Here is a 15,297-nt window from a genome sequence, read left to right as displayed (position 1 = left end):
TTTAAAAATTAAATTCCCAATTAGTATTTATATTATATTGTAACGTTCCATTTTTCACCTCTAAAGGCGACGTAATATTATTAGTAAAAAGGCTACCTGTACCTAAACCTTGAGGTAAATCACTCTCTTTTTTAAAAGTATATTGTGCAATAGCATTTAATCCCACATTACTCTCCAAAGCACTAGTAATCCACCAGCCAATATTTTGTTGTTTTGCTAAATTTATCCAAGTATCACTACCTTTAAATCCACCTATAAAACTTGGTTTTAAAATAATGTATTGTGGATTAATATACTCTAACAGTTGTTTTTTATCACCATCGTTAAAAACACCAATAAGCTCTTCGTCCAAAGCAATCGCTAAAGGTGTTGTCTCACACAATTTAGCCATGTCTTCTGGTTGACCAGCTTTAATTGGTTGCTCAATGGAGTGTAAATTAAAGTCTGATAAACGCTTAAGTTTCTCCAAAGCTTCAGTAGTACTAAAAGCGCCATTTGCATCAACACGTAGCTCTATATCGCTTTCGCTGAAATTTTGCCTGATTCCCTTTAAAATATCCAATTCAGTTTGAAAATCTATAGCTCCAATTTTCAATTTAATACAACTAAATCCTGAAGCAATTTTATCTTCAATTTGTTGTTTCATGAAGGCTTGATCACCCATCCAAATCAAACCATTTATATCAATCGAAGCATTTCCGTTTGTAAAATCTGAAGGATATAAAACAAAAGGATTTGTGCTTTCTAAGCTTTTAAAGGCCATTTCTAATCCAATTTGGATACTAGGAAACTCATTATTTTTAGCATACAAATAATCTAAACCTTTTTTAATATCTAAACAAGTGGACTTAAGTTGTGCCTCATAATCAGGTCTATCATCTGCACTTAAACCTCTTAAAATACCACATTCTCCTATACCACGTTTTCCATCTTTATCGATAATTATAAACCAAGTTTCCTTTGTTTTTAATATACCTCTAGAGGTTCCGCTTGGTTGTTTAAATTCTAAAATATGTTTGTAATACGATGCTTTCATAAGGATTTCAAAAATACTTAAATATTTTCGTAATTTCACCTAAAAAACTACGATTACATGACCTTTAAAAATAAAGTTATTTGGATTACAGGTGCCTCTAGCGGAATTGGAAAAGGGTTAGTTTTAGCCTTATCCAAATTAGATTGTCAAATAATAATTTCTTCCAGAAAAGAAACCGATTTGAACCTAATCAAACAGTTATGTCCTAAACCTGAAAACATTGCTATCTTACCCTTTGATTTGGCTAATTACGAAAACATGAAACCTATTGTAACTACAGCTATAAGTCTATTTGGATCTGTTGACCTATTAATAAATAATGGTGGAATTAGCCAAAGATCGCTAATAATAGACACAGACATTAGTGTAGACAAAAAATTAATGGAGATTGACTATTTAGGAACCATTGCTTTAAGCAAAGCCTTATTACCACACTTTATTAAAAACCAATCTGGTCACTATGCAGTAGTAACTAGTTTGATGGGTAAATTTAGTTCGCCTTATCGTTCTGGATATTGTGGAGCAAAGCATGCTTTGCATGGCTTTTTTGATGCAATGCGCATGGAACATGAAAAAGATAATGTAAAGGTGACTTTAATTTGTCCTGGTTTTGTCAATACCAATATTGCTAAAAATGCTTTAATTGGCGATGGATCTTTACAAAACAGTCAAGATAAGGCTACTGAAAATGGATTATCCATTACTGAGTTTAGTACACGCATGCTTAAAGCTATTAAGCAAGAAAAGTTTGAAGCTTATATTGGGAAAAAAGAAATACTTGGTGTTTACTTAAAACGCTTTTTTCCAAGACTTTTACATCGTTTTGTGATAAAAAGTCAGGTTAGATAATTATAATAACTGACCTATACCTAATAGTAAACTAAGTAATACCGTTGTTAAGGCTAATTTTTTAAGCTCTGGATCAAAATCCTTTGGGTTAGTAACCGACTTCACTGTTTTAAGATGCAATATTAATGGTAAATAGGCTATAAAATAGATAAGATTAAATGGTGATTTGTAATACAATACACCAAATAATGCCGATAACACAATAGCAGTAATAATTAAAACATAGTGATATTTTTTAGCCTTAACAGCTCCTAATTTAACTGCTAATGTAATTTTGTTAGCAGTAACATCAGACACGATGTCTCTCATGTTATTAAGATTTAATACAGCTGTACTTAACAAACCTATTGCTATTGCTGGCAAAATAACGATATAGTCAATTTGTTTAGCAAACAAAACATAGCAACCTAAAACACTAACTAAACCAAAAAATACAAATACAAAAATATCTCCTTTACCTTTATATCCATAAGCGTTATTCCCTACAGTATATTTAATCGCTGCATAAATAGATAAAGATGCCAATATAAAAAACACAAAAGCTAATAGAAGATGTTGCGCCTTAAACGAAAAAAATATAAGACCAATAGTTAAAGCTATACTTATTAAAACATTAACTTTAATAGCATTAAACATTTGCTGTTTAGTAATTGCTCCAGATTGTAAAGCTCTTACAGGTCCTATTCTTTGATCATTATCTGTACCTTTTACACCATCACCATAATCGTTAGCCAAGTTTGATAAAATCTGATAACTTAGTGTTGTAAGTATAGCAAATACAAAAATTATATAATCAAATACACCATTATATTTTGCTAAACAAGCTGCTACAATAATACCTGATATGGATAAAGGCAAAGTACGTAAACGCATTGCCGACAACCACTTTTTTAAGTTTTTCATATATTATGGAATCCATTGTTTTGGAAAGTTAGGTTTACGTTTTTCTAAAAACGCATCTCTACCTTCCTTAGCTTCGTCTGTCATGTAAGCTAATCGTGTTGCTTCTCCAGCAAACACTTGTTGACCTACCATACCATCGTCTGTTAAATTCATTGCAAATTTTAACATTTTGATTGAGGTTGGCGATTTTTCTAAAATTTCCTGAGCCCATTGATAAGCTGTGCTTTCTAGCTCATCATGCGGAATAACAGCATTTACCATTCCCATATCATAAGCCTCCTGAGCAGAGTAATTTCTACCTAAAAAGAAAATTTCTCTTGCTTTTTTCTGTCCTACCATTTTAGCCAAATAGGCAGATCCGTAACCACCATCAAAACTTGTCACATCTGCATCTGTTTGTTTAAAAATAGCGTGTTCTTTACTTGCTAAAGTTAAATCGCAAACCACATGTAAGCTATGTCCACCACCAACAGCCCAACCTGGCACAACTGCAATAACAGCTTTAGGCATAAACCTAATTAGACGTTGCACTTCCAATATATTTAGTCTGTGATAACCGTCCTCTCCAACGTAACCTTGATGACCTCTTGCTTTTTGATCTCCTCCAGAGCAAAAACTATAAATACCATCTTTAGACGATGGACCTTCTGCAGACAATAGCACTACACCTATTGATGTGTCTTCTCCTGCGTCATAAAAAGCATCATATAATTCTTTTGTCGTTTTTGGTCTAAAAGCGTTTCTTACATCTGGTCTGTTAAATGCAATTCTGGCAACTCCATTGCATTTGCTATAAGTTATATCCTCATATTCTTTAGCCTTTATCCATTTAATTTGCTCCATAAGATGTCATTAAGTTTTAAGAGCATAAAAATACGCAAATAAAAATTTTTATCAGAATTAAAATTGATTTTAAGAAACCGAATAATTGTAATTATACATGGTGATTAATGCAGCATAAAAATTCCTAAAAAAGAAATAACCCACTGAATAATAAGTATTAAACGATTTAAACAAGATTCAAAACTATGTATTTTGACTGATTTATTAGCTTTTTGTCTATTTGAAAAATAAAACACTATATTTGGTTTCAGATTTTAGGTCCACTTATTATCTTTGATATAGAATTAATAATCCCTCTATAATGAATATAATAAATTCTGAAATTTATAATCAAATAAAAGAAGTACATAAGTTTCCTATGGGTGATTTATTTTTCTTCGAAAACATGATTATTGCACAAGTTAATGAAGGCGAACATGTAAGTTTTGATAGCACCAAAATAGCTTTTAAATGTATTTATGATTATTATGAAGCATTTAAAAAACCATTTGGTATTATTTCAAATAGATTAAACAAGTACTCCATAGAGGTTTTAGATTTACCTAAATACAGCAAGAATTTGCCTAATTTAAAACTTTATGGCGTAGTTGGATATACTAACTTTAATGATATCAACATCAGTTTAGAAAAACAATTTAGCAAAATACCAGTATTAGATTTTGATAACATTACAAAAGCTTATGACACAATTAATGATTATATATTAAATTCAACCGATGATAGCGTGACATTTGATATACCCTAAGGCATTTTAATTAGATGCTTAAATAGCTACCTTTTAGAGCCCTAACCTCTTTTAGGTGGCTTTTTTTTTGTCGTTTAACCTATTTATACAATTTTTTGTCGAAAAAGTAGATTAACAATATGTAACAAATTATTAATCAATCAGTTATTTTATAATTTAGCTCTATAGCTATTAATATTATGACAATTATCGATTCAACTTTAGCAGATTCTATTCTTGATGTTCACATCACAGATCAAGGTAATTTTTATTTTCTTGATGGCATGGTTATATCAGAAATAAATGAAGGCATTACTTACTCATGGGAAGAAGCTAAAAAAGTGATTCAGGCTGTACATAAATTTTATGGACCAACTATTAGTGTTTGCTATATCTCAAACCGCGTAAACAACTACTCAGTCAAACCATCTGATTGGCTAAAGTTTTATAAAAATAATAACGTGTTAAATGGTTACGCTGTAGTCACAAAAAGCGAACAAAGTTGGTTTAATGCTCTAATGGAAAAGGTATTCTCTGCAGTAGAAATCAAACGTTTTGAAGACTTATATGAAGCCATAGAATGGGCCAAAATTAAAAACAATTTAGTACATAATACTAATCTTGCTTCTTAAGATAAATACCATCGTCTTTTAAATCAACCAGTTTTTGTTTATACAAAGTCCCAATAGCCTTTTTAAAGGTTTTCTTGCTCATTTGTAATACCGTTTTAATTTTTTCAGGATTAGATTTATCTGTTAATGCTAAAAACCCATTGTTATCAGTAAGTTCTTGCATAATCTTATCAGCATTTGGTTCAATATTTCTGTAGCCAATTTCTCCTAAGCTTATATCCAATTTGTTACCAGGTCGTATTTTTTTAACAATCCCTTTTAATTTATCACCAACACTAATATCCTGAAAGATATTGTCTTTATAAATTAATCCAGTATGTCTATTGTTTACAATAACATTCATACCTAGATCACTTGGATGCGACACAATAATATCCACTTGGTCAAATTGATCTACTGTTAACTCTTTATTATCTAAAAATCGATTGGTTTTACTAGACGCTACCAAACGCTCTGTAACCTCATCTAAATAACAACGTACCAAGTACCAACCTCCTTTTTTCATAGGGAAAGCTTGTTCTTTAAAAGGACAGAATAATTCTTTAACCAATCCAAAATCCAAAAAGGCTCCAAATTTGGTAACTTCATTACAACGTAACATAGCAAACTCACCATCTAAAATAAATGGTTCTGTGGTTGTTGCGATGATACGCTCTTCATTATCTAAATATACAAACACCTCTAATGTATCACCAATCTCAAAATGTTCTGGAACATATCTATTTGGTAATAAAACCTCATTATTATCTGCATCACCTAAAAATAATCCAGGTTCTGTATCTCTTAAAATCTCAAGTGTATTGAATTGTCCTATTTGTATCATTTTGCAAATGTAAGCATATAAAAAAAACGTTACAGAACTGTAACGCTTTTTTTATGTATTTTTTTATAATATTATTTATAAACAGATTCTTTTTTGAAATGTTTAGCTAATAAATAATAAACTACTGCTCTGTATTTATTTTTATTAGACCTTCCGTAAGTTTCCATTACAGAATCTATAGCTTTATCTAAATCTTCGCTATCTGCTAAGCCTAATTTTTTAATTAAAAAATTGTTTTTTACAGTCGCTAATTCTGATGCATCAGAACCAGAAACAGTTGCAGAATCTTTGTTATATATTGATGGACCACAACCTATAGTTACTTTAGTTAAAAAATCCATATCTGCAGTTACACCACACTTATCTTTTAGGTCTGTTGCATACTTTGCGATTAATTCATCACGTTTACTCATAATTTTAAATTTAGATTAATAATTTTAGCTTCTTAAAGGTACAATTTTTTTATATCTCTTTTTAAGCGAAAAAAAATAATATTACAATTACGATAAACGTCCAATTTTTTCGTTGAAATTATTTAACAAACTTAAAATAATCTAATAGTATAGCATCATTATCTCTAGAAGGTGTAAATACTTCTAATAATATAGGTGTTTTTGAAGTGTTGTAAAAATCAGACAATGCTACTGAAAGCTCACTTTCTGAAGACGCTGTATTATATTCAAAACCATACATGTCACATAATTGCTTAGCAGTTAAATGATGCTTGGTTTCGAAAAAATAATCAAAGTTATCTGTGTTTTTATGTCCTGGCAGAATTCTAAAAATACCTCCACCTTCGTTGTTTATAACTACTATCCTAAAGTTTTCAGGTATGTAGTTATTCCACAATGCATTACTATCGTAAAAAAAGCTTAAATCTCCAGTAATAAAGATCGTTGGGTTGTCTCGTGTTGTTGCTGCTCCAATTGCTGTACTAGTACTTCCATCAATACCACTAGTACCTCTATTACAAAAGACGTCCAACGTTGGGTTAATATCAAAAAGTTGTGTATAGCGTATTGCAGAACTATTACCAACTTGTAATTGCGACTGATTTGGTATACTTTTTAGTAACACATCAAATGCTTTAAAGTCAGAAAATGGAATCAACCCCATGTATTGCGCATGTTTTTCTCTTCTAATATCCATTTGGTTTTTCCAAAACGGATTATACTCACTTTTTAAAGACGTCGTTAATGGTATAAAAGATTGGAAAAACGAATTTATAGACTGTTTAAACACTTTGTTTAAAACAAAAAAGGTATCGTTTGCGCCATTTATGGCCACATGCCAATGTTGCGTTGGCTTATGTGATCGTAAAAATTTCTTTATTTTTTTTGATACTATTAATCCTCCAAAAGTTAATAGTATTTCAGGCTGTAAGCCTTGCAACTCCTGTTCCGTTAAAGCGCCAATTAATTTATCAATACTTGGGCAAATATTTTCATGGTGTAAATTAGACGTGCTTTCTGTTAATATTAAAACACTTTCATCTTCCGCTAAAACGTCAATATAGTGCTGCTCCACACTGTTTGGAGCCAAAACACCTACTAATACTAACTTTCGTTTTGAGTTATTCCAAATTTCAGCGAAAGCGTTATAATCCTCACTAACCAGATTAGGTTTAGGTGTAGGTATTACTTCCGGAGTAACCGTTAGTTGATCCTCCATTTGATATAAAGGCTCGTCAAACGGAATATTTACATGTACAGGACCTTGCGTTGTTATCGCAATATTAAAGGCTTTATTAATTTCGGTTTCGTTATGCTGTTGGATACCTTGTTGTAGACCCAAAAAGCGTTCGACTTTATTCTCAATACTTTTCATAATTGGCAAGTCTTCCGCGAAAGCGTTTTCCTTTTCAGGATTTAAATCTTGCTTTAAATTAGCCGAATATTGTATGTGATTTTTAAATACATCCTCTTGATTTATAGTCTGCCCATCTCCTATTCCGACCAAGTATTTAGGTCTGTCTGCGCTTAAAACCACTAACGGAACATGACTATAATACGCTTCTGATACCGCTGGATAATAGTTTAAAAGCGCACTACCAGAGGTACAAACCACTGCTACGGGATGCTTAATTTGTTGTGCGATACCTAGCGCGAAAAAAGCTGCGCAACGCTCGTCCACAATACTATAACATTTAAAAAAAGGATCGTGTGTAAATCCAATAGTTAAAGGTGCATTTCTGCTTCCTGGAGACAGTACAATGTGTTGGATATTCTTGGCTTTACAAAGCTGAATTACCGTTTGCGCTAAGGGTATTTTTGGGTGTTTCATGTGTGATACAAAAATACGAAACCCAAATCCTAATTAAAACCATTATAAGAGGTTTTTAACAGTCTTAGATTTTGCAACAGTTTCTTCCCATTCGTTTTCCGGTACAGAATCTTTAGTAATTCCGCCACCAACATAGATTAATGCTTGATTATCCTTAATTTGAAGACATCTTAAATTAACAAACAAATGCGATATTGTTTTAACAGATCCGTAAGCGTTATTCTCTACGTTTCTGCGATTGGTATTTCTTGTTTTGGATTGTTTAATATTTATTTCGCCTAAAAAACCAGTATAATATTCGCGATTATAACCTTCGTTTTTTAAGATAAATTGTTTAGCTTTTTCTTTAGGCAACCCACAAACTGCAGGTGTTGGATGCAATTTAGAAATAACAGACTGTAATCCATTTTCCGGTTTTAATAGTCCCGAAATCTTGGTTTGTAAATGCAATAAATTTCCTGCTTTTATAGTTTCTGTTTTTCCTAAATTAATACTGCTGACAGAAGTCTCTAAACTGCCCACAATAAAATCCGTAACTAATTGCTGCTCCTCCTGCTCTTTGGACTGCCACTGGACATCGACTGTGTTTTTGTATTGTTGCGTACCTGCAAGAGACATGGTTAAAAATCGGTTTCCTTCTACTTTTAATAAGGTTTCTGGCGTTGCACCCAACCACAGCCCTACTTTGGGATGATACCAACAATAGACCATTGCAGTTTTGTAAGTGGATAACAGTTTTTGGAATAATAAAATGGTATTGGCTTCCGGAAAAGCTTCACTTTCAACTCTAGATAGAACTACTTTTTTGAAACTTCCATTCTCAATCTCCGATATCGCCTTTTCTACTATTTGTATATGTTTAGCTTTCGCTGAAATACTTATAGTGCTACTTAACTGGTTTTTAGCATCAACCGAAGTATTATCATACAAACATGATATTGTTTGACTTTTATTTAAAGGAAACAGTACCGTATTATCTTCATTTTTAAAAGGTGAAAACACAAAACCACTTTCCTCAAAATTTTGGGTAAAATGAAGCTGATTGCTATCCTGAAGTATTGCTTTTACAGTTTCCTGATTAGGTTTTTTAAAAGCCACAAAAGGAAGTTGCTTGTCAAATTGTTGCGAAAGCTGATCAAAAAAAACGGAAGACGTCATAACTTATTTCTTTTTAGGTAAAGAAATGGTTGACAATTTACATAACGAAATTAGGTTATCATCATCATCCGTTACTCTAATATCTAACAATTGCGTTGTACGTCCTTTGTGTAAAAATGTAGCTTTAGCGTAAACATAGCCTGAGCTAACGCTTTTTAAATGGTTGGCTGTAATCTCCAAACCTCTAATCATTAAGTTTTCTGAATCTAAAAATATATGCGATGCAAAACTACCAACGCTTTCTGCCAATGCTGCTGTTGCGCCACCATGCAACACTCCATCTGGTTGATGCACACGCGATGTAACTGGCATTCTGGATACTAAAAAATCCTCGCCATAATCCACAACTTCTATTTCTAGGGTTTCCATTAAAGTGTTTTTACTTGCCTTATTTGCTATTGCTAACACTTGTGCTTTAGAATACTTCATGTATCTTTAATTTTAATGTAAAAATACAAAACCTAGCGCTAAAATGACAGCTCCAACTCTTGAAAACAATCGTGTAAAACTAATTCCTTTAGACTTAAGTAATTATAAACATTTAGCTACTATTGCTAAAGAGACTGATTTAATTTATTATTCGCCTAATATCATTTCTACTCCAGAGTCTCTAAAAGATTATGTACAAACTGCAGTTGAAGGTTTTTATAATAATACTACAATACCATTTATTGTTTATGACAAACAAAAACAAGCTTTTGCAGGTAGCACTCGTTTTGGTTTAATTAACCATAAAAACAAAGTCTTACACATTGGTTGGACTTGGATAGGACATGATTTTCAAGGAACAGGTCTAAATAGCCATATGAAATTTTTAATGCTACAATATGCTTTTGAAACGTTACATTTTGAAAAAGTAGAATTTAGAATTGATGAGCGTAATATTAAATCTAGAAAAGCAGTCACAAAATTAGGAGCAACACTAGAAGGCATATTACGCAAAGACACAGTAATGACTGATGGTTTTAGACGAAGCACATGTTGTTATGGTATTTTAAATAACGAATGGCTTACTATTAAAACTAATACGTTTAAAGAATTTAATATTTAGTATAACACTCAAAACATGCTTGAAGTTGTTCTGGAAGATTTAAATCTTCAGAGCCTTTTAGACGTTGTGTTACCAAACCTTTTTTATCTATGGTTGTTTTAAATAATTTAGCATAGGACACTAAATTATCTCGTCTTGTTTTTATTTTACTAATGATTTCTTCTCCATCAATTTCTAAAATTTGAGAAGGCCAAACTTTTGAAGCTTTTAGTAAAACCTCATCATTAAGAAGTAATTGCAGTTGTTTAGCTTCTTGTATAAATAAACTTTCTTCCGTGTTTAATAAAAAATATTGATCAAATGGATAGACTAATCCTGGCATAAAATCTATTTCGTAATCAAATGGTCTTAACTGTTCAACAACATTTTCATTGGATAAAATAGATGGTATAATACCTTCTAAATTTATAAAAGCATTATCCCTATCTCCTGCAATTGGAATAGCTATGTTACTTTGATCTGTTTGCTGTATAGCCCAACCCCATTGTTTTGTATGCCTATCCCAATCACCAATTAATAGATCAAACAGTCTAGCTCTGATAAGTGCAGACTTATCAATAAATATATTATTAGTATTACTTAATTTTAATTCTTGAAGGTTTTTGGTGTCAACGATTTCAGTAACGTTGCTTAAGTTTGTCCAATTGGTCTTACTTTCTGTTTCGTACTCTAATAAAAATAATCTATTCCCATATTTGTTATTATAGTCTCCCAATAGTGTTTGCTTTGGAAGAAATACCACTTTAGGTTTGGTGTTAATTATAGCGGATTTATTAGCTAGCTCAGCAGCCAATATAGCACTATATGGATGTTGCGCAGAAATACCATCTACGATAATATTTTCTAATCCTAATGTTTTTACAAATTCGGGAATAAGTTGTTTTGGATCTTTATTAATACCTCTAAGTGTCAACTCAACACCTTCTTTAGTTTCTAGTTTTAAAGAATGGGTTTGCTTACCACCACCTTCCTTAGTTATTGTAACACCTCCAAATAAAGTATCTAAAAATAATACAGGTGCTTTAATTGGTGTTGCCCAAGCAGCGCGATATTGCTCTCCTTGAAAAAGTATTTTAATCTCATCTGCTTTATATAAAGCGCTAGCTGCAACTAATACAGAATCTAAGTCATGAAAATTTATGTCATTAACATTATTAATATTAACTAACTGAGACGTTTTAAATGTTTGATCTGTTGAGGAAGTAGACCAATACATCATACCTATAAATAGTACAAGTATCACAATTAAAAAGTAAATTACTTTTTTTAACAATAGAAATGAGGTTTTGGTTAATATGCTAGCTTTAAAGTTATAACAACTCTTTAAATTTTAAAAACTTGACATATAAAAATTAAGTTAAAATTTAGTTGTTTGATAATTAATCCCTAACCCTTTTTAAAAATTCTTTTTCCGTTTCCCAAATTTCTGGAGAATAATCTGAAGCTGTATAATATTCAAATTCTATAATATCGCCATTATTTAAAGTGTCTTTACTTATTAAATAAAAGTTTTCTCCGACATGCATACTTTTGTAGGATTTAGCTGCATAAAAATATATAGTATCACCAATTTGATATTTTTTAACAGACTTAACATCCTCTAAATCATAGTTAGAATCTTCGTTTTGATTAAGAGTATAATGTTTAAAACGAATATTATTTTTATTCCATCGTATTGTACTTGTACTTCTAACTTGAATTGGTGTGTTTAAAAGTTTTGAAAATCTAATATCATCAGAAATGTCTTTCTTAGATTCGTATATAATTGATATAAATATGACTACACCTAATACAATAATAGTTGCTAAGGCAACCTGCAAAACCTTTCTAATAGATTTAGGTTGAATTATCATTAACTTAATTTAAGCTATTAAATTAGCTACAATAGCTTTAACAGGTAAAATAGCTTTAGTATGTTCAATACTTGGTCCTGCAACCCAAACGGTTTTGTACGTTGCTTTTTTAGCTGCATTTTCAGTAGCTTTCATACCTATTGAAAAACGAATCATTTTAACCCATTTTTTCAATTTTTTATTTTTGTTTAATACACGTTCTAGCCAAGTTTGTTTAGTACCAATTTTTTGAACATATGGTGTATTAATTACGGTACATGGTGTCCCAGAAATACGCTCTGTCATGATAATATCCTTTTCTCCATAATCAACACATGCTTGCTTATACTCATCTGTAACACCAGCTTCAACAGATGCAATAAATGGACTTCCTACAGACACGCCTTCTGCTCCATAGCTTAACATTTTATCAATATCTGCTTTACATCCTACTCCTCCAGCTGAAATAACTGGTATATTTAAAGCTTTACTAAGTTGATTAGTTAATTCTTGAGGCGATAAATTACCTCTGTGTCCTCCTGCTTCATTATTAACTGCAATTGCAGCATCAGCACCTAATTGTTCTACTTTTTTAGCAAAACGTAGGTCTGTCACATCACAAAACACTTTAATACCTGCTTTGTGAGCTTGATTAATGGTTTCTTCTGGACTTCCTAAAGACGTTATAATAAAATCGCAACCTTCTTCACATAATACTCTAAGTTGCTCTTTATACTTTATATTAGATTTATTAACTATTAGGTTAAACCCAAAAGATCCACCTTCTACTTTATTAGCTTTTAACTCTTGTATTGCTTCTCTTAATTGATCTAAAGTACGGTAATTAAGTGCAGGAATACATCCAGCAATACCAGCTTTCATACCTTCCGTAACCATTGCTACATTAGACACCAAAAACATTGGCGCTTGAATAATTGGGTATTTTATATTTAAAAGCTGAGTTAATTTAGTTTGCATAATTATTATGTTATTTACACAAATATAACAATAAATTTATTATGCATGCATAGTTTATTAAAATGAATTATTGTCCTATATTTTTTATTTAATCCTAAAAGTAAAACAAATATTAGAACGGTTTTAAACAAAAAAAAACGCAATCAAATTAATGGTTGCGTTTTTAATATTATTAAATTCTAAACTAGTTTAGATATTTATAATTATTTTACTTCTTCAAAATCTACATCTTCAACATCACTACCTTCAGTTGAATCTGCTCCTGCTTCTGGTCCTGGTTGTCCACCTTGAGCATCTGCTTGTGCTTTGTACATTTCTTCACTAGCTACTTTCCAAGCTTCGTTAATTTTTTCTAACGCTGGCTCGATAACTGCTACATCTTTGCTTTCGTAAGCTGTTTTTAACTCTGCTAAAGCTGCTTCGATTGGTGCTTTTTTATCATCAGATAATTTATCACCAAATTCTTTTAATTGATTTTCTGTTTGGAAAATCATAGAATCTGCTTCGTTTAATTTCTTAGCATTATCAGCTGCTTTTGCATCTGCTTCAGCATTTGCTTCAGCGTCAGCTTTCATTTTCTTAATTTCTTCTTCAGTTAAACCAGAAGACGCTTCAATACGAATATCTTGTGTCTTGTTAGTTGCTTTATCTGTAGCAGAAACTTTAATGATTCCGTTAGCATCAATATCAAAAGCTACCTCGATTTGTGGTACACCTCTTTGTGCTGGTGGAAGACCATCTAAATGGAAACGTCCAATGGTTTTATTATCTGCTGCCATAGCACGTTCACCTTGTAATACGTGAATCTCTACTGATGGTTGGTTATCTGCTGCTGTTGAGAAAACCTGAGATTTTTTAGTTGGGATTGTTGTATTTGCTTCAATTAACTTAGTAAATACGTTACCCATAGTCTCAATACCTAATGATAAAGGCGTTACGTCTAAAAGTAATACATCCTTAACATCTCCAGTTAAAACTCCTCCTTGGATACCTGCTCCTAAAGATACAACCTCATCTGGATTAACACCTTTACTTGGTGCTTTTCCAAAAAATGCTTCTACTGCTTTTTGTACTGCTGGAATACGTGTAGATCCACCTACTAAAATAACTTCGTCGATATCAGATTTTGATAAACCTGCTGCTTTTAAAGCCGATTGACAAGGCTCAATAGTACGTTTTACTAAATCGTCAATTAATTGCTCAAATTTACTACGTGTTAAAGTACGTACTAAGTGTTTTGGTCCACTTGCTGTAGCAGTAATGTATGGTAAATTGATTTCTGTTTGCTCAGAAGATGATAATTCAATCTTCGCTTTTTCTGCAGCTTCTTTAACACGTTGTAAAGACATTGGATCTTTACGTAAGTCCATTCCTTCTTCATTGTTAAACTCGTCTGCTAACCAATCAATAATTTTTTGATCAACGTCATCACCACCTAAGTGTGTATCTCCATCTGTAGATAACACTTCAAATACACCATCTCCTAATTCTAGGATAGATACATCATGTGTTCCTCCACCAAAATCAAATACAACTATTTTTTGGTCAGTACCTTTTTTGTCCATTCCGTAAGCTAAAGCTGCTGCTGTTGGCTCGTTAATGATACGACGTACTTTTAATCCTGCAATTTCACCAGCTTCTTTAGTTGCTTGTCTTTGCGAATCATTAAAGTAAGCTGGTACAGTAATTACTGCTTCAGTTACATCTTGACCTAAATAATCTTCAGCAGTTTTCTTCATTTTTTGAAGAATCATTGCAGATAATTCTTGAGGCGTGTATAAACGACCATCAATATCAACACGTGGTGTGTCATTATCTCCTTTAACTACTTTGTATGGTACACGTTCTGCTTCGTTTTTAGATTCAGAATATTTGTTACCCATAAAACGTTTAATAGAATAAACTGTTTTTGTTGGGTTAGTTACTGCTTGTCTTTTTGCTGGATCACCAACTTTAATTTCGCCTCCTTCAACAAAAGCGATAACTGAAGGTGTCGTACGTTTACCTTCTGCGTTTGGGATGACAACAGCTTCATTACCTTCCATTACAGAAACGCAAGAGTTTGTTGTTCCTAAATCGATTCCAATAATCTTACTCATAATTTTATATAATTTTAAATTTTGTATTGTAATTGTTACGATGACAATAAGTCAATGATTATGCCATAACAAGTTGACTGACATGA

The 15,297-nt window shown here is 31.8% G+C and carries 16 protein-coding genes; 4 read left to right on the top strand and 12 right to left on the bottom strand.

Annotated elements, in window-relative coordinates; all coding sequences use genetic code 11:
- Position 1: 1 nt before the first annotated feature.
- Positions 2-1,036 carry an o-succinylbenzoate synthase gene (locus B2989_RS04695; protein ID WP_292944886.1) on the bottom strand — a complete coding sequence of 345 codons (1,035 nt, stop codon included), beginning with the start codon at positions 1,034-1,036 and terminating at the stop codon, positions 2-4.
- Between the two features lie 57 nt (positions 1,037-1,093).
- Between B2989_RS04695 and B2989_RS04690 the strand changes: the two genes are divergently transcribed.
- Complete coding sequence (locus B2989_RS04690) at positions 1,094-1,885, top strand: SDR family oxidoreductase (RefSeq protein ID WP_292944883.1); 792 nt, start codon at positions 1,094-1,096, stop codon at positions 1,883-1,885.
- On the opposite strand, the gene menA is transcribed toward B2989_RS04690, so the two are convergent.
- The gene (gene menA, locus B2989_RS04685) at positions 1,886-2,788 is read right to left on the bottom strand and encodes a 1,4-dihydroxy-2-naphthoate octaprenyltransferase (RefSeq protein ID WP_292944880.1); all 903 of its coding nucleotides are present in this window, start codon (positions 2,786-2,788) and stop codon (positions 1,886-1,888) included.
- 3 nt (positions 2,789-2,791) lie between these two features.
- Positions 2,792-3,631, bottom strand: coding sequence for a 1,4-dihydroxy-2-naphthoyl-CoA synthase (locus B2989_RS04680; RefSeq protein WP_145001854.1), 840 nt, complete (start codon positions 3,629-3,631; stop codon positions 2,792-2,794).
- A gap of 301 nt (positions 3,632-3,932) precedes the next feature.
- On the opposite strand from B2989_RS04680, the gene B2989_RS04675 reads away from it, so the two are divergent.
- Both B2989_RS04675 and B2989_RS04670 read left to right on the top strand, forming a co-directional pair.
- On the top strand, positions 3,933-4,376 hold the full coding sequence (locus B2989_RS04675) for a hypothetical protein (protein WP_292944876.1): 444 nt from the start codon (positions 3,933-3,935) through the stop codon (positions 4,374-4,376).
- A 179-nt stretch (positions 4,377-4,555) separates the two neighbouring features.
- Entirely contained in the window at positions 4,556-4,987 is a 432-nt protein-coding gene (locus tag B2989_RS04670; protein WP_292944873.1) for a hypothetical protein, read from the top strand.
- Here the strand turns inward: B2989_RS04670 and B2989_RS04665 are convergent.
- The 5 genes from B2989_RS04665 to B2989_RS04645 all read right to left on the bottom strand — a co-directional run bounded on the left by B2989_RS04665 (position 4,971) and on the right by B2989_RS04645 (position 9,680).
- Positions 4,971-5,810: a CvfB family protein gene (locus tag B2989_RS04665; RefSeq protein ID WP_292944870.1), complete on the bottom strand. Its 840-nt coding sequence runs from the start codon at positions 5,808-5,810 to the stop codon at positions 4,971-4,973. The genes B2989_RS04670 and B2989_RS04665 overlap by 17 nt on opposite strands.
- Before the next feature lie 71 nt (positions 5,811-5,881).
- Positions 5,882-6,223, bottom strand: coding sequence for a DUF2853 family protein (locus B2989_RS04660; RefSeq protein ID WP_028281981.1), 342 nt, complete (start codon positions 6,221-6,223; stop codon positions 5,882-5,884).
- A gap of 118 nt (positions 6,224-6,341) precedes the next feature.
- Positions 6,342-8,093, bottom strand: coding sequence for a 2-succinyl-5-enolpyruvyl-6-hydroxy-3-cyclohexene-1-carboxylate synthase (gene menD, locus B2989_RS04655; protein ID WP_292944862.1), 1,752 nt, complete (start codon positions 8,091-8,093; stop codon positions 6,342-6,344).
- A gap of 42 nt (positions 8,094-8,135) precedes the next feature.
- Entirely contained in the window at positions 8,136-9,251 is a 1,116-nt protein-coding gene (locus B2989_RS04650) for a chorismate-binding protein (RefSeq protein ID WP_292944860.1), read from the bottom strand.
- A gap of 3 nt (positions 9,252-9,254) precedes the next feature.
- Positions 9,255-9,680: a PaaI family thioesterase gene (locus B2989_RS04645; protein WP_292944858.1), complete on the bottom strand. Its 426-nt coding sequence runs from the start codon at positions 9,678-9,680 to the stop codon at positions 9,255-9,257.
- A gap of 43 nt (positions 9,681-9,723) precedes the next feature.
- Here B2989_RS04645 and B2989_RS04640 point away from each other — a divergent pair, with 43 nt between their 5' ends.
- Positions 9,724-10,302 (top strand): GNAT family N-acetyltransferase, encoded by a 579-nt coding sequence (locus B2989_RS04640; protein ID WP_292944856.1) that lies wholly within the window; start codon positions 9,724-9,726, stop codon positions 10,300-10,302.
- On the opposite strand, the gene B2989_RS04635 is transcribed toward B2989_RS04640, so the two are convergent.
- The 4 genes from B2989_RS04635 to dnaK form a co-directional block, all read right to left on the bottom strand.
- Positions 10,292-11,575: a hypothetical protein gene (locus B2989_RS04635; RefSeq protein ID WP_292944854.1), complete on the bottom strand. Its 1,284-nt coding sequence runs from the start codon at positions 11,573-11,575 to the stop codon at positions 10,292-10,294. The genes B2989_RS04640 and B2989_RS04635 overlap by 11 nt on opposite strands.
- Before the next feature lie 106 nt (positions 11,576-11,681).
- Positions 11,682-12,155 carry a hypothetical protein gene (locus B2989_RS04630; protein ID WP_292944852.1) on the bottom strand — a complete coding sequence of 158 codons (474 nt, stop codon included), beginning with the start codon at positions 12,153-12,155 and terminating at the stop codon, positions 11,682-11,684.
- A 9-nt stretch (positions 12,156-12,164) separates the two neighbouring features.
- On the bottom strand, positions 12,165-13,112 hold the full coding sequence (locus tag B2989_RS04625; RefSeq protein WP_292944850.1) for an NAD(P)H-dependent flavin oxidoreductase: 948 nt from the start codon (positions 13,110-13,112) through the stop codon (positions 12,165-12,167).
- Positions 13,113-13,315: 203 nt separating this feature from the next.
- The gene (gene dnaK / locus B2989_RS04620; RefSeq protein ID WP_145001865.1) at positions 13,316-15,211 is read right to left on the bottom strand and encodes a molecular chaperone DnaK; all 1,896 of its coding nucleotides are present in this window, start codon (positions 15,209-15,211) and stop codon (positions 13,316-13,318) included.
- Positions 15,212-15,297: the final 86 nt, after the last annotated feature.

Origin of the sequence: Olleya sp. UBA1516 (genome assembly GCF_002323495.1) — a bacterium.
Classification (GTDB): domain Bacteria; phylum Bacteroidota; class Bacteroidia; order Flavobacteriales; family Flavobacteriaceae; genus Olleya.
The sequence above is the reverse complement of the archived record's forward strand: the minus strand, read 5'-3'. Positions and strand labels throughout refer to the sequence as shown.